We start from the raw sequence: 22,816 nt of genomic DNA, 5'->3' as shown, positions 1-22,816 counted from the left end.
GGTGCCGGTGTCACGCCTTGACGGGCCGGGGGTGCGGCGGGGGTGGCGGGGGATGCTCCCCGGACAGCCCCGGGAGAGGCGCGGCCGGAGGGGGCCGTCCGGCGAACGGCCACGGCGCCCACCAGTTCAGTCCGCCGGCGAGGCGCATGAGCGCCGGTACGAGGACCCCGCGCACGAGGGTCGCGTCGAGCAGGATGCCGAGGCCCGCCCCGATCCCGAAGAACTGCAGGAGGGCCACCTGGGAGGTGCCGAAGGCGAGGAGTGTGAAGGCGAGCAGGGCACCCGCGGTCGTGACGATGGCGCCGGTGCGGGCGACGCCGTTCACGATCGCGCCGGCGGTGTCGTGCCCGGCGTCGTGCGCCTCCTTGATGCGGGCCAGGACGAAGACCTCGTAGTCGACCGAGAGCCCGAAGACGACGCAGAACAGCAGGACCGGCATGGTCGTGCTGAGCGGCCCGGGCGTGAAACCGAGCAGGGTGCTCAGGTGCCCGGCCTGGAAGACCCACACCATGGCGCCGAGGACCGCGGCGAGACTCAGACAGTTCAGCGCGATCGCCTTCAGGGGCAGGACGAGGCTGCGGGAGAAGAGGAACAGCAGCACGAACGTGCTGGCGGCGATCACGGCGGCGGCGATCGGCAGCCGCCGGGCGATGGTGTCCTTCGCGTCCACGAGCGCCGCGCTCGGACCGCCGACGTGGATCTCGCTTCCCACGGGCGTCGGTGTCCCGCGGATGGTGCGGACCAGGCTCTGGGCGGTGCCCGAGCGCGGGTCGACCGAAGGCACGACCGAGAACAGCGCGGGAGCGCCGGGACCGGACGGCAGGAGGCGGGTCTCCGCGGAGCCCGGCGGGGCCACCCGCTTGCCCTCCCGCCACACTCCGTACGGGCCGACGACCTCGGCCACGCCGGGCAGGCGGGACAGCTGGGGTCCGTAGTCGAGCGCGGTCTGCGGCGTGGGGCTGGTCAGGAACACCGTGAGGGCGCCGCCGCTGCCGCGGTCGAAGTCGTCGCGCAGCAGGTCGCCGACCTGACGGCTGGACGTGGTCCGGGGCAGCGCCCGGTCGTCGGGGGTGGCGAACCCCGCGTGGGTGAAGGGTGCCGCGAGCAGCGTCAGCAGGGCCAGCACCGGCAGTGCGGCGAGCACCGGGCGGCGTACGACGACCCGCGCCAGCCGCTCCCAGAGCCGCGACGGGGAGCCGGCCCGGGCCCGGCGGCGCCAGGGCACCGCCCAGGCGTTCACGCGCGGGCCGAGCAGCGCCAGCAGCGCCGGCAGCACCGTGGTGGCCGCGGCCGCGGCGACGGCCACCACGGCGATGCCGGCGTAGGCGAAGGAGCGCAGGAAGTACGGCGGGAAGAGCAGCAGGGCCGCCAGCGCCGCGCAGACCGTGGCGGCGCTGAAGAAGATGGTGTGGCCCGCGGTGCACGCCGTGCGCCGGGCGGCCTCGCGGGGCTCGTGCCCGGCGGTGAGTTCCTCCCGGAACCGGGAGACGACCAGCAGCCCGTAGTCGATGCCCAGGCCGAGGCCGAGCGCGGTGGTGAGGTTCAGCGCGAACACCGACACATCGGTGACGCTGCCGAGGAGGCTCAGGGTCAGCAGGGTCCCGCCGATCGCCAGGACGCCGATCAGCAGGGGCAGGGCCGCGGCCACCACGCTGCCGAAGACGAGGATCAGCAGTGCGAGGGTGCCGGGCAGGACCACGGCCTCGGCCCGTTTCAGGTCGTCGGCGGCGAGGTGCTGCATCTCCCTGTCGGCCAGGGCCGGGCCGCCCACCCGCACCGTGAGCTCCGGATCGCCGGTCAGCGCCGCGCGCACCCGCTCGGCGCGGGGGCCGAGCTGTTCCGCCCCGCCGTCGACGTGCGCCAGCAGCAGCGCCGAGCGGCCGTCCCTGCCGCGCAGCCCGGCCGCCCCGCCGTTCCAGTAGGAGGACACGTCGCTCACGTACGGCTGGGCGGCCAGGCGCCGGGTCAGTGCGCGTCCCTCGCCGCGTGCGGCGGGATCGTCGACGCCGCCGTGCCGGACCCGCACGACGATGATCAGGTTCGCGGAGGTGCCCGGGTACGGGGCGGTCACACGGGCCGCGAAGCTGGAGTCGGAGGCGGGGTCGTCGTACCCCTGGGTCTTCAGCCGGCTCGTCGCCGACGCGCCGACGACCAGCGACAGGACGAGGAAGCCCAGGGCGGCGAACAGCACGCATCGGGGGCGGCGGGTGGCGAAGGCGCCCAGCCAGCGGTACATCCCGCCTCCTTCCGGTCGGCGTCCGCTCCGGCGGGGTCGTACGGACGGTCGGCTGCCACCGTCCCCCGCGAGCGAGGAGGCGCCCCAGCCCCGACTGTTCGTTACTTGACGGACGGCGGGCCGGGCGCTACAAGAAGCCGCGCACCGCCCCGGTGGGTCCCCTTGCCCCGGCTTCGCGAACGTGTGCGAAGATCACGTGTTTCATCGGATCAGGGGGATCACCGTTGTTCTCGTATCGAATAGGCCGGGTGGCCGTGGCCGCGCTGTGTGCGGCGCCCATCGGGCTCGCGGCGCCCGCCGCGCAGGCCAGGACGACCGGGGCGCCGACGCCCTCCGCCGGGCAGGAGGCCCGGCAGGCCGCGCGGTTCTGGACCGCGCAGCGCATGGCGGACGCCAAGCCGCTCGACGGCGGCCGGGCGGCACCGGGCGGGACCGGACCGGGGGTCGCGGCGGCGGGCCGCCCTCAGGGCACCCTGTTCAAGGGGACCCGGCTGGTGGGGACCTTCTTCGGGTCCGACGGGCCGAGCGGCACCACCTGGCACTGCACCGGCAGCGTCATCGACACCTCCGTACGGAACGTCGTCCTCACCGCGGCCCACTGCGCGCTGAACATGAAGGGCGACTACGTCTTCGTCCCGCGGTTCGTGCAGGGCGCGGGCCCCGACCAGCAGCCGTACGGCATCTTCCACATCCAGCACGTCTACATCGACCCGCGCTATATCCCCGACCCGGGCTCGTCGACCACCAAGAAGCCCTGGTCCGACCTGGACACCGCGTTCGCCCGGGTCTCGCCCAACCAGAACGGCCAGACCCTCCAGGACGCGGTGGGCGGCGGGCTGACCTTCACCCGGCCCGGCACCTACACGCAGAAGAACGTCACCGTCGTCGGTTACCCCTCGTACCAGCACAACAGCACGGGACAGGCCGTCAAGTGCACCGTGCCGACGACGCAGCTCCCCGGCTACCGGCAGCTGTCCATGACCTGCGGCGGCTACTACGGCGGCACCTCCGGCAGCCCGTGGATCACCGACTACCAGGACGACGGCCGCAGCGGGCACGTCATCGGCAACCTGGGCGGCTACAACGGCGGCGGCAACGACGCGAACGTCGACTACATCAGCTACGCCCCGGCGTTCGGCACCGACGCCGCGAACCTCCTCGCGGACGCGGTGGCCGGCCAGGACCCGCCCGCGAACCTGCCGCCGTACCAGGGCCTGCAGTTGCCCGGTGGCGCGGCCCGCTGGCAGAAGGCCACGCTGATGACCTCCGCCGACTACACCGGCGACCACCTCGGCGATCTGCTCGTCGTCTGGTCCGACGGCGGGGTCACGCTGTATCCCGGGGACGGCAAGGGCGCGTTCGGGGCCGAGAAGCGGCTGATGAAGGCCAACTCCACCTGGACGCACGCCCGGAGCATCACCGGCGGGACCTTCGGCGGCACCCGGCCCGGCCTGCTGGTGCGCTGGTCCGACGGCGAGGTCACCCTGTACCCGGGCCTCGGCGCCTCCGGCGTGGGCCGCGAGGTGCAGATGGCCAAGCCCAACTCCGACTGGAAGAACGCCGTACAGCTCACGGCCGGGCAGTTCCACGGCGCCAAGGGCGCGACCGATCTGCTGGTGCGCCGGACCGACGGCAGCCTGGTCCTGTACACGGCGATCCGCTCCGGCTCCTTCGGCACCGGCAAGCGCATCCTCGGGGCGAACGGCACCTGGACCAAGGCCGCGCTGCTGACCGGCGGCGCCCTCAAGGGCACGGCCGGCGCGGACGTGCTCGTGCGCTGGTCCGACGGCTCACTCGACAGCTACACCGGTGTCTCGGCCGCCGGGCTCGGCACCCGGTCCCGGCTGGTCGGCCCGAACGGCACCTGGCAGCACGCCCAGGTCATGACCACCGGCGACCTCACCTCCGACCACACCGGCAACGACCTGGTCGTGCGCTGGTCCGACGGCGAGACCTCGCTGTACGCCAACACCGGCGCCAAGGCCCTCGGCACCGAGAACACGCTGGTCCCGCCGGGCACCTGACCGGCACTGGAGGGGGCACCGCACGAGTGCCGCCCCGCCGTCGTACGGGTCAGGGGCGCTCGCGCTCCGGGGAATGCCCGGCGGTGTCCGGCCGTTGACGTTCTCTGTTGCCGATCACCAGACAGCGATCACCAGACAGGGGACGACGCATGCCGGTCGACGTGCACGGAACGGTGGCGGAGGGATTCGAGGGCGTACGCGAGGAGTTCGCGGCGGCGCTCGCCGAGGAGCGGGACGATCCGGGCGCACAGCTCGTGGTGTACCGGCACGGGCGGCGCGTGGTGGACCTGTGGGGCGGGGACGGCATCGACGGGGACTCGCTCACGACCCTGTACTCCATCGCCAAGGGAGCGGCGCACCTCGTCGTCGCGCTCCTGGTGCAGGACGGGGTGCTGGACCTCGACCGTGAAGTCGCCGCGTACTGGCCCGAGTTCGGCGTCCACGGCAAGGACCGGCTGACCCTGGGCGAGCTGCTGGAGCACCGGGCCGGACTCGTCGGCGACGCCGAACGGCCCTTCACCGTCGAGGAGTTGGCCGACGACCGGATCACCGCCGCCCGGCTGGCGGGGTGCAGGCCACTGTGGGAGCCGGGCACCGCCTGGGGCTACCACGCCCTGGTCATCGGCGCCCTCACCGGCGAGGTCGTGCGCCGGGTGACCGGCCGGTCGATCCAGGAGCTGTACGAGGAGCGGATCCGGGCGCCGTACGGCCTCGACTACTACCTGGGCCTGCCCGCGGCCGCGGAGCCGCGTTTCGTGGACGTGCAGCCGCTGGTGCCGACCCCGGAGGAGGCCGCGCTGCTGAAGGAGCGGGCGGCTGCTCCGGACAGCATCCGGGGTATCGCCCTCAACGCACACGGACCGGAGCCGACCGACCTGGTGGCCTTCGCCAATCACCCCCGGGTGAAGGCGCTCGGGCCGACGTCCTCGGGCGGGGTGGGCAACGCGCGCGGCGTCGCCGGGATGTACGCGGCCGCCATCAGCACGGTGGACGGCAGGCCGCCGCTGCTCACGCCCGCGACCGCGGCCCTGTTCGGCGCGCTCCGCACCCCGGGCGGGCCGGACCTGGTCACGGGCAGCGCGGACCACTTCGCGCGCGGCTTCGAGTACCTGCCGGCGATCTACCCGCACCTCGCCGCCGGCACCTTCGGGCACGCCGGCGCGACCGGCTCGCTCGGCTTCGCGGACCCGGCGAACGGCATCGCGTACGCCTACACCCGGCGCCGGTTCGGCTTCCCTTCCGGGGTGGGCGCCGCCCTGGAGAACGGCCGTCTGGCGGAGTCCGTCCTGCGCTGCGCCGGTGCCCTGTGACACCGTGCTGACAGACGAGCGGGAAGGGCGCTGACGTGGGTGACCTCTTTCTCGTCCGGCACGGCGAGACCGAGTGGTCGCGGTCCGGACGGCACACCGGCTGGACCGACGTGCCCCTCACCGCGCACGGCCGGGAGGAGGCACGCCGGCTGGTGCCGCTGATCCGCTCGCACCGGATCGGGGCCGCGTTCGTCAGCCCCCTGCGGCGGGCCCGGGAGACCGCCGAGCTCATCGGGATCCCGGACGCGCGGGTCGACGCCGACCTGCGCGAGTGGGACTACGGCGGCTACGAGGGTGTGACCACCGTGGAGATCCAGCGGACCCGGCCCGGCTGGTTCCTGTTCACGGACGGGGTCGCGCCGGGACCGCCGGAGCATCCGGGCGAGACCCCGGAGCAGGTCGGCGAGCGCGCCGACCGGATGCTGGCCAAGGCCGACGCCGCCCTCGCCGACACCGAGGGCGGCGTCGTCCTGATCGCCCACGGTCACTTCCTCCGGGTCCTCGCCGCCCGCCGCCTCGGCCTCCCGCCCCAGCACGGGGCCCTGTTCCAGCTGGCGACGGGAGCCCTGTGCCGGCTGGGCACGGAGCATGGGCGGCCGGTGGTGGCGGGGTGGAACATCCGCCCGCTGGAGTAGGGGGCCTGGAAGGACGAAGTCCACGTTGTCGGACCCGGACCGTACTCTGCGAAGTGGGCCGCCGGACGGGCGTCCCGGGACAGGAGACGGCATCGGAAGGAGCGCGCCGTGACCCGAGCGCCGAGTGCCGCGCTGCGGCGGGTGATCGAGGCCGCCGATCCGGTGACCGGGCGGCTGCGCGGTACGGAGGCGCAGCTGGCGGCCCTGGTGAAGCGGGGGCTGGCCTTCCGGCACCCGCGGCCACCGCACGAGCACTTCCTGACCCCGGCGGGCCATCGGATACGGGAGGCGGTGCCCGAGGCGGCGGCGGAGGAACCGGCGCCGGACACGGGGGTGTTCGCGGCGCGGGTCGGCGGCGAGGAGGCGGCGCCGGCGGACGCTGCGGCGCGGCTGCGTGAGGTGCACGGCGCCTGGCAGGGGCTGCTGGAGCTACGGCGGATGACGAACCCCGACGGCGCCGTGGACCGGCCGTGCGGCTGGGAGCGCACGCATCTGGTGCGGGCGGCGGCCCTGGCCCTGGAGGCGGCCGGGCACCGACCGGCGGGCGGGGGCGCGGACGGATACCGGGTGCGTGCGACCCCGCAGCCGGAGGCGGTCGCCGTGTACGCGCCGGACGCGGACAGCCTGGCGGCCTGCGCGCTCACGCTGGAGCGCGCGGGCTGGCAGGCCGGCGAGTACACGGAGCCGCGTACGAGGGTGCGCTATCTGCTGGCTTCGCCGCGCCGGGCGTGAGCCGCGTGTCAAGATCGGTGGATCGGCGATTCGAATGCGAGAAGGGCGACCAGTGAGCGAACCGTTTTCCGTCCGTGTGACCGTCCGCGGCTATGAGACCGACGTCCAGGGCCACCTCAACCAGGCGGTGTACCTCAACTACGCGGAGCACGCCCGCTGGACGCTGCTCCAGACAGCGGGGATCAGCCAGGCGCGGCTTGTCGGCCGGGGCGTGGGGCCGGTCGCGCTGGAGACGACGATCCGCTACCGACGCGAACTGCTCGCGGGCGACGAGGTCGATGTGACCTGTGAGTTCGAGTGGAGCGGCGGCAAGACGTTCCGGATCCTGCAGGAGATACGCAAGGCCGATGGCACAGTGGCGGCCGAGATCAGCGCGGTCGGGGGCCTGCTGAATCTCAACGAGCGCAAGCTGGTCACCGATCCGCGAGAGGTGTTCGAGGAACTCACCACGGACCTCGCCCTGTTCGGCCTGTAGCGCCGCAGGCCGACGCCCTCACCACTCCTGCCCGGAGCCGGTCCGCTCCTCAACTCCCCTCGAAACTCTTCTTGTTGTCCTCGGCCCACTCGCGGAACGACCGGGCCGACCGGCCCAGCACCTCGGGTACGTCCTCGGTGACCACCGCGTTGCCTCCGTCACGGACGAACGCGACGCCGGCCAGGATGCCCTCCGCCCGGTCCCCGTCGAAGCCCCAGGCGGTGCGCAGAAACGCGCGGGTCTCGTCCGGCGACAGGTTCCGGACCGGGACCGGGCTGCCCAGGACGCCGGCGAGCACGGCGGTCTGGCCGGGGACGCTGATGGCCTCCGGCCCGGTCAGGGTGTACGTCCGCCCCGCGTGCCCGTCGTCGAGCAGGGCCCGCACCGCCACCTCGGCTATGTCGCGCGGATCGATCACACCCGACGCGCCGTCCCCGGTCATGTTGGGCACCGGTTCGCCCGCCCGGAGTGCCTGGACCCAGGTCAGCGTGTTGGAGGCGAACGACGACGGCCTCAGCACCGTCCACGCGGCCCCGCTGTCCCGTACGGCCCGCTCGCCCTCCAGGTGCCAGAGCCCGGAGGAGCCGGTAGCGGTGTCGCCGGTGCCGATGGCGGAGAGCTTCACCAGCCGGCCCACGCCCGCGGCCCGGGCCGCGGCGACCAGCGCCGCGTCCTGTCCCTCGTCGGGGCCGGGCGGGCGGAGCAGGAAGACGGCACTCGCACCCGCCACCGCGACCTCCAGGGACGCCGGGTCGCGGTAGTCCCCGCGCACCGCCTCCACCCCGGCGGGCACCCGCGCCTTCGCCGGGTCGCGGGTGAGGGCGCGCACCTTCGCACCGCGCCCGGCCAGCTGTCGTACTACGTCACTCCCGATGGTGCCCGTGGCACCCGTCACCAGAATCATGAGGTCCACGATGGGCTGCCGGAGGTGCCGGTCTCTTGGAAATTCCGGCACGGCCGGCCGCCCGGACGGCGGTGCCGGGCGTTTACGGTGGAAGGGTGCCGATGACCACCGCCGAGCTGCTGCCGACCGCACCCGAGGCCCTGCGTCCCTGGATCGCCGGGGTGCGGGCCCTGACCTTCACCGAGCCGGCCGAGGGGACGTTCGTCCAGCTGCCCGACGCGGTGACCAAGGTGGTGCTGCGGGTGGCGGCGGACGGGCGGCGGGACGTGCTGGCCGTCGGGCCACGAGTGCGGGCCACCTACCACGAGGGCAAGGGCCATATCTCGTGTGTGGAGCTGCGCCTCGCGCCGGGTACGGCCCGGGCGTTGCTGGGTGTTCCGGCCGCCGGGCTGGTCGGCCGGGTGGTGCCGCTGGACGGGTTGCCGGGCGGTGCGGCACGCCGGTTCGCGCGTGAGGTGCGGTGGCTGGATCCACGGGAGGCGGTGCCGCACCTCGCCGAGCTGCTGCCCGGGCTGCTCTCCGACGCCGTGGATCCGGCCCGCACGGCGCTGCTGCGGGCGGGTGTGGAGGCGTTGTCGGTACGGGAGGACCGGGCGCCCGCCCAGGTCCGGGACGTGGCCCGGGAACTGGCCGTGAGCGAACGCCAGTTGCGCAACCTGTTCACCGACGGCGTCGGTGTCTCCCCGAAGCACTACGCCCGTATCGACCGCGTGCGTACGCTCGTCACCCGGGCGGGGAGCGCCCGCTGGGCCGAACTGGCCGCCGCCACCGGGTACTTCGACCAGTCGCACATGACGTCCGACTTCCGCGCCCTGATGGGGGTCCCGCCCCGGTCGTACCTCACCGGCCGGCTGCCCGCGCTCACCCCATGCCAGGCGGGCGGCGCGCGCGCCTGAACGCCGGATGCGCGCCCGAATGCCGATGCGCACCTGAATGCCGGATGGGCGCCCGAATTCGGATGCGCGGCCCAGCCGGTGGCTGTCATGCTGCGGGGCCATGTCCGCACGACGCGTCAAACCCAGCCGCTGTATCTCCGTCGACATCGAGGCCGACGGGCCGATCCCGGGGCCGTACTCCATGCTGAGCATCGGCGCTGCCGTGGCCGGCACGCAGGACGCCGGCGGTTTCACCCCGGCGGACCCCGAACAGCTGACCTTCTACCGCGAACTGCGGCCGATCTCCGACGACTTCGTCCCCGAGGCCCTGGCGGTGAGCGGCCTGGACCGGGACCGGCTGGTGGTGCGAGGCGCCGAACCGGCCGTCGCACTCGCCGAGTTCAGCGCGTGGGTGCGCGAGGTGAGCACGGGCGCCCAGCCGGTGATGTGCGGCTATCCGGAGGCCGGGCTGCCGCTGCGGGCGGTGGCCAAGGGCACGATGCCGCGCCCTCTCCTCTCCCGGCGCCGGCACACCCACCACGCCCTGGACGACGCGATCGAGCAGGCGGAGCTGCTGGCCAACCTCATGGCGTGGCCGGGTCCCGGCGGAGCGGTACCGCTACCTGATTGAAGCCGTAGTAGAGGGCGAGCAGTCCGTGTGCGGCCAGGGTCAGGGGAGCGGAGACGAAGGCGAGGCCCACCGTCAGGGGGTAGCCGAGGGAGCCCAGGGCGAAGCGGGCGCGGGTCGCCCGGGCCGCCGCGGTGTCCACGCGCGTGTCGAAGAGGTGGCCGGTGCGGGTGAGATGCCACCACAGGGCCTGGAAGGCGAGGGCCATGGCGACCATGACCAGGCTGTAGACCGCGGCCGCCGCGTGCGAGGCGGTGTCCTCGCGCAGGTACTCGGCGAGCATGGCGGTCGGCCAGGGCACGGCGGCCACGACCATCAGCACCAGCAGGTTCAGGAACATCAGCGTCCGGTCGACCCGGGCGACGTAACTGAACACCTGGTGGTGGTTCACCCACATGATGCCGATGACCAGGAAGCTCACCACATAGGCGGCGTACGACGGCCACTGCGCGCCGATCGACTGCCACAGGCCGCCGTGCTCGCCCGCCTTCGGCACCTTGATGTCCAGGATGAGCAAAGTGATGGCGATGGCGAACACGCCGTCGCTGAAGGCCTCGACACGGCCGGACTCGTTCATGGGCATGGGCCCAAGACTGCCGCATACGGCGGCGCGGGGTACGGCCGCCGCCGTACCCCGCGCCGGTTCTCAGTGCGCGGCCGTGAGTTCCTGCCCCGCCTCCATGGGGTGGGTCACGTCCTCGGCTTCCTTGCCCTTGCCGAGGTGGTTGAAGACGAGGTTGAGCACGACGGCGGTGACGCAGCCGGTGGAGATGCCGGAGTCCAGGACGATCTTCGCGGTCTCGGGGAAGGCGTGGTAGAAGCCCGGCGCGGTGATCGGGATGATGCCGACCGCGAGGGAGACGGCGACGATCAGGACGTTGTTGTCCTTCTCCAGCCCGGCCCGGACCAGGGTCTGGATGCCGCTCGCGGCGACCGAGCCGAACAGGACGACGCCGGCGCCGCCGAGGACCGGGCGGGGGACGGCCGCGATGAGCGAGGCGGCCATCGGGCACAGGCCCATCAGGACCAGGAAGCCGCCGCCCACGGCGACGACGAAGCGGCTGCGGATCCTCGTCATGGCGACCAGGCCGATGTTCTGGGCGAAGGCGCTGCACATGAAGCCGTTGAACAGCGGGCTGAGGGCGGAGCCGAGGGTGTCGGCGCGCAGGCCGGCCGCGATGGTCTTCTCGTCCGCGGGGCGTTCGACGATCTCGCCGAGCGCCAGCATGTCGGCGGTGGACTCCGTCATGGAGACGACCATCACCACGCACATCGACAGGATCGCCGCGATGTGGAAGGTCGGGGCGCCGAAGTGGAAGGGGACCGGGAAGCCGACGACGTCGGCGTGGGCGACGGGGCTGAAGTCCGTGCCGCCGAAGGGTATCGCGATGAGTGTGCCGATGATCAGGCCGAGCAGGACCGCGATCTGCTTGACGAAGCCGCGGGTGAAGCGGCGCAGCAGCAGGACGATGAGGAGGGTGGTGCCGGCCAGGGTGAGGTTGGTCGTCGAGCCGTAGTCGTGTGCGGCGGGGTTCGGGCCCTGGGCCCAGCCGAAGGCGACCGGGAGCAGGGAGACACCGATCAGGGTGATGACCGAGCCGGTGACGACGGGCGGGAAGAAGCGGACGGCCTTGCTGAAGAAGGGGGCGGCGAGGAAGCCGAGGAGGCCGGCGACGATGACCGCGCCGAAGATCATCGGCAGGGCGTCGGACTTGTCCTTGGCGGAGGCGACGATCGCCGTCATGGGGGCGACACCGGCGAAGGTGACGCCGTTGACGAAGGGCAGCCGGGCGCCGATCTTCCAGAAGCCGAGGGTCTGCAGGAAGGTCGCGAGCCCGGCGGTGAACAGACAGGCTCCGGTGAGGAAGGTGAGGTCTTTGCCGGACAGGCCTATGGCCGCGCCGACGATCAGGGGTGGGGCGACGACTCCCGCGTACATGGCGGCCACATGCTGCAGGCCGCTGGTCGCCATTTTGAGGGCGGGGAGTTTCTCGTCAACAGGATGGGCGGCCACGGCGGCTCCTCCGAGCGGCTAACACGTCGTCGATGACGTGGGTTTCATGGAGGTGGTGCGTGTGGTCGTGCGGGACCGGGACGGGGGTGGCGATCGAGCGGGTCGAGGGTGACCGTTCCGGGGCGCGTACGTCCGCACGCGCCCCGGAGCGGCTGCCGTGGACCCCGCTCGGGTCCACGGACCCCGGCCGGGAGCCGTCCCTCCCAGCCGGAGCGTTCCGGCAGACCGGCCGCATGATCCGATCCGCCGAGACCTTCGACGAACGCCCGCACGGAGCGCCCGCCGCGTCTTCCGGCAAGCCGCCCACACAGGGCAACCTGCCAAGTCCTCCAGCAAGCCGCCCACACGGGGCAACCTGCCTCCGGCAGACCGGTCGTTGGGCCGGTCCGCCGAGTTCTGTGGCGGGCCGCCTGTACGGGGCGACCGCCACGTTTGTCGGCGGGCCAGTCGGCCCCCGACGTGTCGGTGGGGATCAGGCCTGGGCCATGATCCGGGTGAGGCGCTGGGCCTCCTCGCGGGTGGAGCGGGCGATGGCGTCCTCGTCGACGGCGGTCAGGCGGCCGTTGTCGACGATCTGCCGGCCGTTGACGAAGGACGCGGTGACCGGGGCCGCCGCGCCGAAGACCAGCGCGGTCACCGGGTCGGCGATGGAGGCGTGCGCGAGGGTGTCCATCTTCCACAGCACGACGTCGGCGAGCTTGCCGGGCTCCAGCGAGCCGATCTGCTCCGCCCGGCCGAGGACCTGGGCGCCGCCGTAGGTGCCGAGCCGCAGCGCCTGACGGGCGTTGAGCGCGGCCTCGCGGTGGGCGCCGAGACGGTTGATCAGCAGGGCGTTGCGCAGTTCCGTGTGCAGTTCGCCGGACTCGTTGGACGCGGTGCCGTCGACGCCGAGGCCGACCGGGACGCCGGAGGCCAGCATGTCGGGGACCCTCGCGATACCCGCCGCCAGACGGGCGTTGGACGAGGGACAGTGGGCGACGCCGGTCTTCGTGCGGGCGAAGGCGGCGATGTCGGAGTCGTTCATGTGGACGCAGTGCGCCATCCACACGTCCTCGCCGAGCCAGCCGGTGGACTCGAAGTAGTCCGTCGGGCCCATGCCGAACAGCTCGTGGCAGAACTTCTCCTCCTCGACCGTCTCCGAGCCGTGGGTGTGCAGGCGCACGCCGAGGCGGCGGGCCAGCTCGGCGCCCTGCCTGAGGAGTTCGGTGGAGACGGAGAACGGCGAGCAGGGCGCGACGGCCACCTGGGTCATGGCGTCGAAGGAGGCGTCGTGGTGCTGCTTGACGGTCGCCTCGGTCGCCGCGAGCGCGCCCTCCAGCGTCTCGACGGCGAAGTCCGGCGGCAGCCCGCCGTCCTTCTCGCTGCGGTCCATCGAGCCGCGGGCCAGCGTGAAGCGGACCCCCATCTCGGCGGCGGCCCGGATGATCGAGCCGGACAGGTCGCCGGTGCCGTGCGGGAAGACGTAGTGGTGGTCCATGGCGGTGGTGACACCGCCGCGGGCCATCATGGCGAGGGACCCCTGCGCGGCCGCGTAGGTCATCTGCTCGTCGATGCGCGCCCAGGTGGGGTAGAGCGCGACGAGCCAGTCGAACAGGTTGTGGTCGGTGGCCAGGCCCCGGGTGATCCACTGGTAGAAGTGGTGGTGGGTGTTGACCAGGCCGGGGGTCACGAGATGCCCGGTGGCGTCGATACGGCGTACGACGTTCTCCAGGCCCTCGGGGGGCTTGCCTGCGCCGACCGCCTCGATGCGGTTGCCGGCGATGACCAGGTACCCGGAGGCGTACTCGGTGTCGTCGGCGTCGACGGTCGCGATCGAACAGTTCTCGATGACGATGCGCTGGTCTGCTGCCATGATTCGTCCTTTTCGACTCAGTGGACTGAAGCGGGAGGGCACGGCAGGACCCTAGGAGCTTTGAGTGCCGTGACCGGGGAGGCCGAAGAGGCGCGTTCCCCGGTCACGGGTGCCGAAAAGGAGGGTGGGTCAGAGGTTGGTCATGTCCACCGGGATCTTCGGCTCACAGCCGTCCCGGAGGATGGTCGCCTCGATCAGGCCGTAGGGCCGGTCGGCGGCGTAGTAGACCTCGTTGTCGTTCTTGAGCCCGAAGGGCTCCAGGTCGACCAGGAAGTGGTGCTTGTTCGGCAGCGAGAAGCGGACCTCGTCGATCTCGCTGCGGTTGTTGATGATGCGCGCACCCATCTGGTACAGCGTCTGCTGCAGGGAGAGGGAGTACGTCTCGGCGAAGGCCTGGAGCATGTGCTTCTTGACCTGCTCGTAGGACTTCTCCCAGTTGGGCATCTTCTGCTCGTCGTCGGTCCAGTTGAACCGCCAGCGGCCGGAGACCTGGGTGGCCAGGATGCGGTCGTACGCCTCCTGGAGGGTCGTGTACTTGTCCTTGACGTAGCCCCAGAACTCGGAGTTCGTCGAGTTCATCACGACCAGGTCCTTCAGACCGGAGACGACCTCCCACTTCTCACCGTCGTAGGTGATCTGGGTCAGCCGGGTCTCCTGGCCCTTGCGGACGAAGGAGTGCTTGACCTCGTCGGCGCCGATGAACTTGGAGTTGGCGTCGGAGGTCTCGATCCGCTCCCAGGCGTACTCCTCGATCCGGATCCGGGCGCGGTGGATCGGCTCCTGCGAGGTGACGAAGTGGCGGGCGAGGTGGATGCCGAACTGCTCGGCGGACTCGATGCCGTACTCCTTGGCGAACGCGTACACCGTGTTCTTGGTGGTGTCGGTCGGCAGGCAGTTGGCGTTGGAGCCGGAGTAGTGGACCTCTTCCATGTCGCCGCTCAGCGCCACGGATACGTTGAGGTCCTTGATGTGGTGGGTGGCGCCGTCCCGCGTGATCTTTACGACTCGGTTCTCGGCCTTGCCGTACTGGTTCTGTCCCAGGATGGTGGGCATTTAGCTAGCTCCCTCGGTAAACGGAGTAGCCGAACGGGTTGAGCAGCAGCGGCACGTGGTAGTGCTCGCCCGGTACGACGGCGAACGTGATCGCCACCTCCGGGAAGAACACGCCAGGTCCGCTGTCCCGATTCGCGGGGGCGTCCTGCTGCGCATCGGCTTGCTTGTTCTCGAACTGCAAGAAATACGCCTCGACCGCGAAGTCGAGCCGTACGTGTGTGGTGCCTTCCGGCAGGTCCGGAAGGTCCTTGCACCGGCCGTCGGCGTCGGTCGCGGAGCCGCCGAGCGCCTGCCAGTCCGCTGCACGGCCGCTACGGGCGCTGAGCTGGATGGCGACGCCCTCGGCGGGGCGGCCGATCGAGGTGTCCAGGATGTGTGTGGACACGGAGGCGGTGGTGCTGGTGCTCATGGTGTCAGGCGTCCTCTTCGACGAGTCGGGCCAGTCGGATGCGGTTGATCTTGCCCAGCTCGGTGCGGACGATCTCCCGCTCCTGCTCCGGCGCGTTCCCGATCCGCTCCTTGACCGCGTCCCGCATCTGCTCACCGGTCCGGCCGGTGGCGCAGATCAGGAACACATGGCCGAACTTCTCCTGGTAGGCCAGGTTGAGCTCGAGCATCTCGGCCTTGAGTTCGTCGGCGGCGCCGGCCATGCCGGCCTGCTCCCGCGCGGAGGTCGGGTCGCCGGGCTTGGGGCGCCCGATCGGCGGGTGCCCCGCCATCGCCTCCTCGAGATCCGCGGTGCTCAGCTCGGCCATGGCGGCGTCACTGGCGGCGTAGAGCTCGTCGGGGGTGGCGTAGGGGCGGGTGGTGAGCAGTCGCCGGGCCCACTCGGTGGAGGCACACGCCTCGTGGAGGGCGGCGCGGGCCGCGCTCTCCTCCAGGTCGTTGAACCGGGCCAGGCCCGGGGGCGTGGAAGTCGAAGTCACGGGAGCCTCCGTGGCCGGTTTCGGCCTTCGTGCTGAACGGGCTGCGAACAGCTAACGCTCTCCGAAACACGGCGTCAACACTTTGTTGAAAATTCCGGGTAACTCGACGGATCCCGGATCGCCGGGCTCAGGCCCCCTTCTCCCGGTTCAGGTAGTTGTAGACGGTGAAGCGGCTCACCCCGAGTGCGCTCGCCACGGTCTCCACGCCGTGCCGCACGGCGAAGGCGCCGCGCGCCTCCAGTATCCGTACGACCTCCTGCTTGGCCTTGCGGTCCAGATCGGCCAGCGGCCGGCCCTGACGGCGCTCCATGGCGGCCAGGATGTGATCGAGGGAGTCGGCGAGCTGGGGCAGGCGTACGGCGACGACGTCGACGCCCTCCCAGGCGAGGACGACGTCCTCGGGGCCGGCCTCGTCCGTCGGGATCATCTCCCCGCCCATGGCATCGACCAGCGGTTTCACGGCCGCGATGAACGGCTCGTCCCCGGTCACCGGTCGTCCTCCCCGTCCTCGATCACATTGACCTGGAGCGAGACCCGGGTGGCGCCGGCCTGCAGGGACTGGCGCAGCAGCGCGTCCACGGCCGTGAGAACCGCGTCGGCACCGCCCTCCGCGGTGTTGCCGAACGGACCGACGTCGACCGCGTCCAGTTTCGCCGCCTCGATGACCTCGCGGGCGACCAGCGCGTGCGCGGGCGCCTCGTCGAGATCGAAGGGTTCGGTGGTGAACTCCACTCTCAATCGCATTGTGCCCCCACAACACCTCTCTGACCTGCGCTTTTACCCAGATCACCCAGCGCGAGGGCACATCAGGGCACAACGGGGACGCATCACCGGCTGCTGCACAGCCACGATGCACCGCAGGCCGATCAATTTCACGGCGACGGAGCCGGTTCGCCCGTCACGAGGCGACCCTAACCGACCAGCGCACACCTCCGGGCTCAACAAGGAGATCCGCCGCCGCACCGACACCGCACCTGCGCCACCTCGACCTGGTCCTCGCGGGGCTGCGCGCCTCGACCGCGCGTCCCCGGTGGCCCAGCAGATCAAAACGCAAAGGGTTCCTACCGGGATGGTGGACGCGTCGGCGCCGTTCACGGACGGCGACGTCCGCACGACCATCCCCCGGTCCATCGCGGAGAACACCAGCCGGTTGGCGTCGGGCGTCCGGCAGGCACCATGGCCTGCGCGCTACCTTCCTCTCCTGGGGCCCAGGGGACCGAGCAGGTCGCTGCTGTCGGCCCGCGGATCAGCGCTGGTGCTGTACTCCATGGTCGCCTCGGTCACGGAGACACCCCGTTCGGCGTCGCTCGTCCGACAAAGCCCGGCACCGCGGCGGGCCTACCCGTGGGGCGCGCTCAGGTAGTTGTGTGCCACTTCCCGCAGGCGGTGTCCGTCGAAGCTGCGGCCGTGGCCCGGGTGGGCGATGGATATGTCCAGGTCGGCCAGGAGTGCCAGGCTGCGCCGGTAGGTCGGCGGGTCGGATTCGGGGAGGTCGTCGATGAGGTGGCCGTTGTAGATGACGTCGCCGGTGAACAGTGCCCCGGTGTCCTCTTCGAGGAGGGCGATGCAGCCGGGTGTGTGTCCGGGAAGGTGCAGGACGGTCAGTGAGCGACCGCCCAGGTCGATCACGTCCCCGTCCTGGAGGGGGCGGTGCACCGTGAGCGGCTCCACGCGGTAGGTGCGAGGGTCGTAGCCGGTGTGGGGCAGCGCGTCGATCAGCAGGCCGGGGAGGTCTTCTCCGGTCGGATCCATGCCGAGTTCCTTGTAGAGCTCGGGGCCGTACAGGCTGGCGGGTACGCCCTGTGCAAGGGCCTCCGCGGCGGTTTTGTGGGCCGCGCGTTCGCGGAACTCGTGCGCTCCGCCGACGTGGTCGAGGTGTGCGTGGGTGAGGACGACCAGCGGGTCCCGCTCGAACATGCCGGGGATGTGCCGGCGCAGGCCCGCGACGCCCAGGCCCGCGTCCACGACGAGGTCGCGTTCCGTGCCGTGGCTATGACCCGGTTCAGGGCGCGGTATGGCGGTCCGCGACCGCCTTGTGCAGGAAGTCCAGGATGATCGCGGCGGTCTCGTCGGGGCGCTCGTAGTGCGGCAGGTGTCCCACGCCGTCTAGCACGCGCAGGTCGGCGTGGGAGAAGACGGTGCGCAGGACCTCGTCCGGCGGCATCGGGGTGATGGGGTCCCGGCGCCCCCACACCACCTGGACGGGAATGTCGCGCGTGTCCAGGAACCGGTACAGGTATTCGGCGCCGTGGACCGGGACGTTGCGGAGCGCGGAGAGCAGGCTGCGCTTGAAGCCCCGGTAGCGCAGTTCCGGCAGCAGACGCGCCTGGACGCGGGCGACCACGCGCGGGTCGCGGGAGTAGCCGGGCAGGCGGGACTTCAACGCCCGGTTTCCGGTCAGCCGGAAGAACGGCCCACCGATCCCGGGCAGCAGGGACAGGCGCAGTCCGAGGTTGAGCGGGGTCGCGAACCCGTCGGGAGAGACCAGGCACACCCCGGCGACCCGCTCGGGATGGTGCACGGCGAACTCGGCCGCGATCGGGCCGCCGAACGCCAGCGCGACGAGCGTCACCGGGCGGTCGACGCCGAGCGCCTCCAGCAGGTCGGTCATCTGTTCCTCGAACAGTGCCTGGTCGTGGTCGATGTCGGGACGGTCGCTGAAGCCGGTGCCGTACCGGTCGAAACGGATGGTCCGGTACCCGGCCCGGGCCAGCCGCTCGAACAGTCCGTCCCACACCCACAGCGACAGGGTCGCCCCGTGGACGAACAGGACCGGCTCTCCTGATTCGGGGCCGTCCACCATGACGTGTGTCGTGCCACGGCGGAGGCGGACGAAGGATCCGGGCGCATCCCGCCTGGCGCGGGCGTCCATGGGGATCGTCTCGCCGCGGTGGCGGTTCAGCAGGACGGGCAGGGCGATCGCCGTACCCGCGAGTGCGAATCCGGAGCGCAGGCTCATCGGGTGTTACTCCTTGGTCGGGGTTTGCCTACTCGCATCGGCGACGGATTGCCGAAAGCAGTCGCCGCATGCCGACCACGTGGGCACCGGTTCCCATGACGAGGCATCGGTAGACGCCGCCGGCCAGGCCGGGGAAGGTGGCTCGGCTTTCGGCGCGCAGCCGTGATCGGCCCGGGCCGTCGGCATCGAGCCGGAAGATCAGGGCGTATGAGGAAAAGCGATGGCGGCCCTGGAGTACCAACTCCCGTCCAGGGAGGGCGGCGACGACCCGGAAACCGGGAAACGTCGAACCTGCGGCGAGCGGCCGCGGCCCGGATGTCGTGCATTCAGCCGCTCCGACCAGTCTCGCGTAACCCGCCGCCCGAGGATGAGAGAAGGACCGGTCCAGCTCTGCGGCAAGGCTGCGCCAGACATCATCGGCTCCCGCCGCAATGTCCGTCGTGTGCTCATCCAGATGCGGCAACGAGGTGATCTGCATCAGAACCTCCACGATGTCTGGTTCGAAGGGGCACCGGTGATCATCGCAGGGTGAGCGGGGTCTCGGAGTCGACGCGGGTCAGCTTCTCCGGGTTGCGGACGTAGTAGAGGCCGATGATGTGGGCGTCCTCGACGCGGACCGCCATGACACCGTCGATCTCGCCGTTGAAGCGGACGACGAGTGCCGGGTTGCCGTTGGCCACGGCGGGCTCGGTGGTGATCCCTCCCCCGCGCTTGCCGGTGCCGCCGAGGATGTAGCGGGCCACCTTGTCGGCGCCGATGACCGGCCGCAGCGCGGCCTGCTTGACTCCGCCGCCGTCGGCCATCAAGACGATCTCGGGGGCGAGCACGTCAAGGACGCCCTGCAGATCTCCGCTTTCGAGCGCGCGCCGGAACGACTCCAGGGCTGCCCGGGTCTCGCTCGGGGAGACCACCTTGCGGGGGCGGCGGGCGTCGACGTGCCGGCGGGCACGGTGGGCGATCTGGCGGACGGCCGCGGGGCTCTTGTCGACGGCGGCCGCGATCTCGTCATAGTCGACGTCGAAGACGTCGCGCAGTACGAAGACGGCACGTTCGGTCGGCGACAGTGTTTCGAGGACGAGCATGAGCGCCATCGACACGCTCTCGGCGAGTTCGACATCCTCGGCCACGTCCGGCGCGGTGAGGATCGGCTCGGGCAGCCAGGAGCCGACATACGCCTCCTTGCGGCGCGTCATGCTCCGCAGCCGGTTGAGGGACTGCCGGGTCGTGATCCGGACCAGATAAGCGCGCTGGTCGCCTACCCGCGCCAGGTCGACGTCGACCCAGCGCAGCCAGGTTTCCTGGAGGACGTCTTCGGCGTCGGCCGCCGATCCGAGCATCTCGTACGCGACGGTGAAGAGCAGGTTGCGGTGGGCGACGAAGGCCTCGGTCGCCGGGTCAGTGGCGTGGCTACTCATGTATCGATCCCCTCCTGCGTGGCCGCCGGCCGCCTAGGCTGTCCGTTCGGCCGTGGTCGGCGCCACGGCGCGCCTGGCATGCAGCAGTTGCCGACGCTTGTCGCCCTTGGGCCAGTGGTGCGAACGGGGCTTGCGTGCCTCGACCGCCAGATGCTTGACGCTGAACGTGCAGGAGACCTCCTTGAGCTTCGTGCCGGGGCGGCCGCCGATGTAGAGCTTCATCGCGATGTCGTCCTTGTTGGCGAGCTGGAAGACACCGGCGCGACGGCCCAGGCTGATGCACATGGCGGGGAACGACAGGTCGATGGGTGCCGGTCGCTTGTCCGCGATCCGGTCGAGCACCGTGTCGGCGGCGTGTGCGCCCAGACACCCCGCGCCATAGGCGCTCATCCGGAACGGCAGGTCGGATGGCGCCGATGAGTCCCCGGCCGCGACGATGCGCTCGTCGTCGACGCTGGTCAACGTCTCGTCCGTGAGCAGTCGTCCCAGGGCGTCGGTGCTCAGCCCGCTGCGCGCGGCCAGGTCCGGCACGCCGAATCCGACGGTCCAGATGGTGATGTCGCTCGGAAGCTCGCGGCCATCGCTGAGCCGCACGGCATCGCGGGTCACGGCCGTCACCTTCGTGTCCGGGCCGTCGAGCACGGTCACACCGAGCTTGGCCAGCCGCTCGGCAACCGCGCGTCGCGCCCGAGGGTGCAGGTACGGGCCGAGCGGACCTCCGCAGACCAGGATCACCCGGCGGCCCCGCTCCGCCGGCTCGGCGGCGGTCTCGATGCCGCTGGGACCGGCTCCGACGACGGTCACTACGGCCGTGGCGGGCGCGGCGTCGAGAACCGGCCGCAGCCGCTGCGCCTCCTCCAGGGTGGCGATCGGGTAGGCGAACTCGGCTGCTCCGGGCACGCGCGCATCGGCGCTGCCACTGCCCACGGCGTAGACCAGGTAGTCGTAGCCGACGCTGCCGCCGCTCGCCAAGGTCACGCGGCGCCCGGAAGCGTTGATCCGTGTCACGGTGTCGACGACCAGCCGGATGCCCTTGCCCAGGATGTCCTGGTAGTTGACGACCGCGTCGTGGGTCCCGGCCACCCGCTGGTGCAGGCGGAGCCGTGCGACGAAATCCGGGCGCGGGTTGATCAGGGTCACCGTCACATCGTCGCGCTGTGTCAGGCGGTTGGCCGCCATGACGCCGGCGTACCCGCCACCGATCACGGTCACATTGCTGTGCTCAGTCATGGTGTCTCCTTCGTTCGTCTCCGGGCGTGCGCCCTCAAGACACCGCGCGCTCGACGGTTGTGACAGCGCGTGAGACAGATCACTCCACGGTGACCGTGCCAACGAAGTGGTTGATCACTGCTCGGTCAGCGAGTCCAGGAGTTCACGGCCGTACTGCCACGAGCCGAGGCCGCTGGCGGAGTTGAGGTGTCCGCAGGCGCCCGCGAGGTGCCATCGCGCCTCCCACCGCGCCGCGAAGCCGGCGGCTGCCTCGGGGGTGCAGTACGGGTCGTCGGCGCTGCCCACCACCAGGGCCGGGCACGGCAGTGGTCGTGCCGACACCTCGGTGAACGTCACGGCCGCCTGGCGTGGGAACGCCGGCCCGTGCGGGTCGGGCGGCGCGACCAGGAACGCGCCGCCTGTCGGACTCGATGGGTTCTTGGTCAGCCAGGTGGACGCCGCCCAGCAGCCCAGGCTGTGGGCTACCAGCACGACATGGCTGTCCTGCCGGTAAGCGTCGTCGTACGCCTCCTGGACGGCGTCGACCCAGACATCCAGGTCGGGGGCGGACCACGAGGAAGGGGAGATCCTCACCGCCGAGGTGCCCCACTGTCGCTCCCACAAGGTCTGCCAGTGCTGTCCGTCCGAGCCGTCGATGCCCGGGACGATGACGTACGCGGCCACTGTCCACCCCCACTTCACTCGTCGCTCCCTACGATCACGGGAGCACCTGGCGCAGATTCTGTTGGACGCATCAGGGCGGTGGCAGTGGCGCAAGTGATCTCAAAGAAAATGGTGCGGACGACAATGGAATCACTCGACCGGATAGACCGGGACATCCTCGCCCTGCTCCAGACCGACGGCCGGCTGACCGGCGCGGAGATAGGGCGCCGCGTCGGACTCTCGCAACCCGCGGCCAGCGCACGCATCCAGCGGCTGGAGAAGAACGGCGTCATCACCGGCTACCGGGCCGTGGTCGACCCGGTAGCCCTCGGGCTGAACATTCACGCGGTCATCCGGCTGCGCACCACGCACGCCCAGCTCTCACGCGCCCTTGACTTCGCCTCCCGGACCCCCGAAATCGCCTCCACCCTCAGAGTCACCGGGGAAGACTGCCTCATCTTCGACGTCCACTGCCCGCAGGCAGGACGACTCGAAGAAGTTGTCGACGCCCTTGCCCGTTACGGCCCCGTCACCACATCCCTCGTGCTCCGCGCCTACCCCCGAAAGCCACTGACCGACGCCACGTAGGGCCGTGCGGGCGTTCAGCGATGAGCCGGTGCCCAAAGAGATACTCGAACGAGCGCTGGCCCGACCGAACTGACCCTGCCGCCTTGAACTCATGCTGCGGTCGAGATCCACAGGGGACACGTCACTGCCTGCTTGGGCACACAGCTGGGGAACAAGCTCCGGGATCTCCTCGCCCGTCTTCCGCGCCGAACTGCCCTTCCGGGCCGGCATGGGTACCACGAGCTCCGGATAAATGCGTTGGGCCGACCGACCCCGGCTGATACCGTCTGGGCAGCCGTGAGAGAACGCGAGGAGGTGAGACCCATGAAGGCTGTATCC

At 71.4% G+C, this 22,816-nt stretch carries 24 protein-coding genes; 8 read left to right on the top strand and 16 right to left on the bottom strand.

From position 1 onward, the window contains the following. Nucleotides 1-10: 10 nt before the first annotated feature. Nucleotides 11-2,236 carry an MMPL family transporter gene (locus tag ACWC0C_RS36460; RefSeq protein ID WP_450868556.1) on the bottom strand — a complete coding sequence of 742 codons (2,226 nt, stop codon included), beginning with the start codon at nt 2,234-2,236 and terminating at the stop codon, nt 11-13. Nucleotides 2,237-2,460: 224 nt separating this feature from the next. Between ACWC0C_RS36460 and ACWC0C_RS36455 the strand changes: the two genes are divergently transcribed. The 5 genes from ACWC0C_RS36455 (at nt 2,461) to ACWC0C_RS36435 (ending at nt 7,412) form a co-directional block, all read left to right on the top strand. After that, the gene (locus ACWC0C_RS36455) at nt 2,461-4,260 is read left to right on the top strand and encodes a trypsin-like serine peptidase (protein WP_450868555.1); all 1,800 of its coding nucleotides are present in this window, start codon (nt 2,461-2,463) and stop codon (nt 4,258-4,260) included. Nucleotides 4,261-4,409: 149 nt separating this feature from the next. Further along, nucleotides 4,410-5,570, top strand: coding sequence for a serine hydrolase domain-containing protein (locus tag ACWC0C_RS36450; protein WP_450868553.1), 1,161 nt, complete (start codon nt 4,410-4,412; stop codon nt 5,568-5,570). A 35-nt stretch (nt 5,571-5,605) separates the two neighbouring features. Then, nucleotides 5,606-6,205, top strand: coding sequence for a histidine phosphatase family protein (locus tag ACWC0C_RS36445; protein WP_450868552.1), 600 nt, complete (start codon nt 5,606-5,608; stop codon nt 6,203-6,205). A 108-nt stretch (nt 6,206-6,313) separates the two neighbouring features. After that, on the top strand, nt 6,314-6,937 hold the full coding sequence (locus ACWC0C_RS36440; RefSeq protein WP_450868550.1) for a hypothetical protein: 624 nt from the start codon (nt 6,314-6,316) through the stop codon (nt 6,935-6,937). 52 nt (nt 6,938-6,989) lie between these two features. Continuing rightward, nucleotides 6,990-7,412 (top strand): acyl-CoA thioesterase, encoded by a 423-nt coding sequence (locus ACWC0C_RS36435; RefSeq protein ID WP_450868549.1) that lies wholly within the window; start codon nt 6,990-6,992, stop codon nt 7,410-7,412. A gap of 49 nt (nt 7,413-7,461) precedes the next feature. Here the strand turns inward: ACWC0C_RS36435 and ACWC0C_RS36430 are convergent, their stop codons facing one another. Continuing rightward, the gene (locus ACWC0C_RS36430) at nt 7,462-8,325 is read right to left on the bottom strand and encodes an NAD(P)H-binding protein (RefSeq protein WP_450868547.1); all 864 of its coding nucleotides are present in this window, start codon (nt 8,323-8,325) and stop codon (nt 7,462-7,464) included. Nucleotides 8,326-8,417: 92 nt separating this feature from the next. Here ACWC0C_RS36430 and ACWC0C_RS36425 point away from each other — a divergent pair, with 92 nt between their 5' ends. Both ACWC0C_RS36425 and ACWC0C_RS36420 read left to right on the top strand, forming a co-directional pair. Then, a complete protein-coding gene (locus ACWC0C_RS36425) occupies nt 8,418-9,212 on the top strand; it encodes a helix-turn-helix domain-containing protein (RefSeq protein ID WP_449200560.1) in 795 nt (264 codons plus the stop codon). A gap of 100 nt (nt 9,213-9,312) precedes the next feature. Then, nucleotides 9,313-9,822 carry an exonuclease gene (locus ACWC0C_RS36420; protein WP_450868546.1) on the top strand — a complete coding sequence of 170 codons (510 nt, stop codon included), beginning with the start codon at nt 9,313-9,315 and terminating at the stop codon, nt 9,820-9,822. Here ACWC0C_RS36420 and ACWC0C_RS36415 read toward each other — a convergent pair. From ACWC0C_RS36415 to ACWC0C_RS36350, 14 genes are all read right to left on the bottom strand, one after another. After that, entirely contained in the window at nt 9,776-10,402 is a 627-nt protein-coding gene (locus ACWC0C_RS36415; RefSeq protein WP_449200489.1) for a TMEM175 family protein, read from the bottom strand. The two genes, ACWC0C_RS36420 and ACWC0C_RS36415, sit on opposite strands and share 47 nt — an antisense overlap. Nucleotides 10,403-10,465: 63 nt before the next feature. After that, nucleotides 10,466-11,833 carry a nucleobase:cation symporter-2 family protein gene (locus ACWC0C_RS36410; protein ID WP_449200488.1) on the bottom strand — a complete coding sequence of 456 codons (1,368 nt, stop codon included), beginning with the start codon at nt 11,831-11,833 and terminating at the stop codon, nt 10,466-10,468. A gap of 472 nt (nt 11,834-12,305) precedes the next feature. Continuing rightward, complete coding sequence (locus tag ACWC0C_RS36405; RefSeq protein ID WP_450868543.1) at nt 12,306-13,685, bottom strand: 8-oxoguanine deaminase; 1,380 nt, start codon at nt 13,683-13,685, stop codon at nt 12,306-12,308. A gap of 129 nt (nt 13,686-13,814) precedes the next feature. Continuing rightward, a complete protein-coding gene (pucL, locus tag ACWC0C_RS36400; protein WP_449200486.1) occupies nt 13,815-14,738 on the bottom strand; it encodes a factor-independent urate hydroxylase in 924 nt (307 codons plus the stop codon). A gap of 4 nt (nt 14,739-14,742) precedes the next feature. Then, nucleotides 14,743-15,147 carry a hydroxyisourate hydrolase gene (uraH, locus tag ACWC0C_RS36395; protein WP_449200485.1) on the bottom strand — a complete coding sequence of 135 codons (405 nt, stop codon included), beginning with the start codon at nt 15,145-15,147 and terminating at the stop codon, nt 14,743-14,745. Nucleotides 15,148-15,151: 4 nt separating this feature from the next. After that, nucleotides 15,152-15,664, bottom strand: coding sequence for a 2-oxo-4-hydroxy-4-carboxy-5-ureidoimidazoline decarboxylase (uraD, locus tag ACWC0C_RS36390; protein ID WP_449200484.1), 513 nt, complete (start codon nt 15,662-15,664; stop codon nt 15,152-15,154). Nucleotides 15,665-15,791: 127 nt separating this feature from the next. After that, a complete protein-coding gene (locus ACWC0C_RS36385) occupies nt 15,792-16,103 on the bottom strand; it encodes a helix-turn-helix domain-containing protein (RefSeq protein WP_449200559.1) in 312 nt (103 codons plus the stop codon). A 47-nt stretch (nt 16,104-16,150) separates the two neighbouring features. Beyond that, nucleotides 16,151-16,408 carry a hypothetical protein gene (locus ACWC0C_RS36380; protein WP_449200483.1) on the bottom strand — a complete coding sequence of 86 codons (258 nt, stop codon included), beginning with the start codon at nt 16,406-16,408 and terminating at the stop codon, nt 16,151-16,153. Between the two features lie 594 nt (nt 16,409-17,002). Then, entirely contained in the window at nt 17,003-17,629 is a 627-nt protein-coding gene (locus ACWC0C_RS36375) for an MBL fold metallo-hydrolase (RefSeq protein WP_450868542.1), read from the bottom strand. Nucleotides 17,630-17,666: 37 nt separating this feature from the next. Beyond that, nucleotides 17,667-18,623: an alpha/beta fold hydrolase gene (locus ACWC0C_RS36370; protein ID WP_450868541.1), complete on the bottom strand. Its 957-nt coding sequence runs from the start codon at nt 18,621-18,623 to the stop codon at nt 17,667-17,669. A 28-nt stretch (nt 18,624-18,651) separates the two neighbouring features. Further along, nucleotides 18,652-19,101 carry a hypothetical protein gene (locus tag ACWC0C_RS36365; protein WP_450868540.1) on the bottom strand — a complete coding sequence of 150 codons (450 nt, stop codon included), beginning with the start codon at nt 19,099-19,101 and terminating at the stop codon, nt 18,652-18,654. 40 nt (nt 19,102-19,141) lie between these two features. Beyond that, nucleotides 19,142-20,038 (bottom strand): RNA polymerase sigma-70 factor, encoded by an 897-nt coding sequence (locus ACWC0C_RS36360; protein WP_450868539.1) that lies wholly within the window; start codon nt 20,036-20,038, stop codon nt 19,142-19,144. A 33-nt stretch (nt 20,039-20,071) separates the two neighbouring features. Next, on the bottom strand, nt 20,072-21,268 hold the full coding sequence (locus ACWC0C_RS36355) for an NAD(P)/FAD-dependent oxidoreductase (protein ID WP_450868537.1): 1,197 nt from the start codon (nt 21,266-21,268) through the stop codon (nt 20,072-20,074). 114 nt (nt 21,269-21,382) lie between these two features. Next, nucleotides 21,383-21,949 (bottom strand): RBBP9/YdeN family alpha/beta hydrolase, encoded by a 567-nt coding sequence (locus ACWC0C_RS36350; RefSeq protein WP_450868536.1) that lies wholly within the window; start codon nt 21,947-21,949, stop codon nt 21,383-21,385. A gap of 105 nt (nt 21,950-22,054) precedes the next feature. Between ACWC0C_RS36350 and ACWC0C_RS36345 the strand changes: the two genes are divergently transcribed. Beyond that, entirely contained in the window at nt 22,055-22,498 is a 444-nt protein-coding gene (locus ACWC0C_RS36345; RefSeq protein WP_449200476.1) for an Lrp/AsnC family transcriptional regulator, read from the top strand. The last annotated feature ends 318 nt before the right edge of the window (nt 22,499-22,816 follow it).

The sequence above is a fragment of the Streptomyces sp. NPDC001709 genome (genome assembly GCF_053596375.1).
Note: the sequence above shows the minus strand (reverse complement) of the source record. Positions and strands in the feature narration are given on the sequence as shown.

Coding starts and splice junctions, on each gene's coding strand:
- ACWC0C_RS36460 (WP_450868556.1), bottom strand. CDS start 2,236: ATGTACCGCTGGCTGGGCGCCTTCGCCACCCGCCGCCCCCGATGCGTG.
- ACWC0C_RS36450 (WP_450868553.1), top strand. CDS start 4,410: ATGCCGGTCGACGTGCACGGAACGGTGGCGGAGGGATTCGAGGGCGTA.
- ACWC0C_RS36425 (WP_449200560.1), top strand. CDS start 8,418: ATGACCACCGCCGAGCTGCTGCCGACCGCACCCGAGGCCCTGCGTCCC.
- ACWC0C_RS36420 (WP_450868546.1), top strand. CDS start 9,313: ATGTCCGCACGACGCGTCAAACCCAGCCGCTGTATCTCCGTCGACATC.
- ACWC0C_RS36415 (WP_449200489.1), bottom strand. CDS start 10,402: ATGCCCATGAACGAGTCCGGCCGTGTCGAGGCCTTCAGCGACGGCGTG.
- ACWC0C_RS36405 (WP_450868543.1), bottom strand. CDS start 13,685: ATGGCAGCAGACCAGCGCATCGTCATCGAGAACTGTTCGATCGCGACC.
- pucL (WP_449200486.1), bottom strand. CDS start 14,738: ATGCCCACCATCCTGGGACAGAACCAGTACGGCAAGGCCGAGAACCGA.
- uraH (WP_449200485.1), bottom strand. CDS start 15,147: ATGAGCACCAGCACCACCGCCTCCGTGTCCACACACATCCTGGACACC.
- ACWC0C_RS36385 (WP_449200559.1), bottom strand. CDS start 16,103: ATGGGCGGGGAGATGATCCCGACGGACGAGGCCGGCCCCGAGGACGTC.
- ACWC0C_RS36380 (WP_449200483.1), bottom strand. CDS start 16,408: ATGCGATTGAGAGTGGAGTTCACCACCGAACCCTTCGATCTCGACGAG.
- ACWC0C_RS36370 (WP_450868541.1), bottom strand. CDS start 18,623: ATGAGCCTGCGCTCCGGATTCGCACTCGCGGGTACGGCGATCGCCCTG.
- ACWC0C_RS36365 (WP_450868540.1), bottom strand. CDS start 19,101: ATGCAGATCACCTCGTTGCCGCATCTGGATGAGCACACGACGGACATT.
- ACWC0C_RS36360 (WP_450868539.1), bottom strand. CDS start 20,038: ATGAGTAGCCACGCCACTGACCCGGCGACCGAGGCCTTCGTCGCCCAC.
- ACWC0C_RS36355 (WP_450868537.1), bottom strand. CDS start 21,268: ATGACTGAGCACAGCAATGTGACCGTGATCGGTGGCGGGTACGCCGGC.
- ACWC0C_RS36345 (WP_449200476.1), top strand. CDS start 22,055: ATGGAATCACTCGACCGGATAGACCGGGACATCCTCGCCCTGCTCCAG.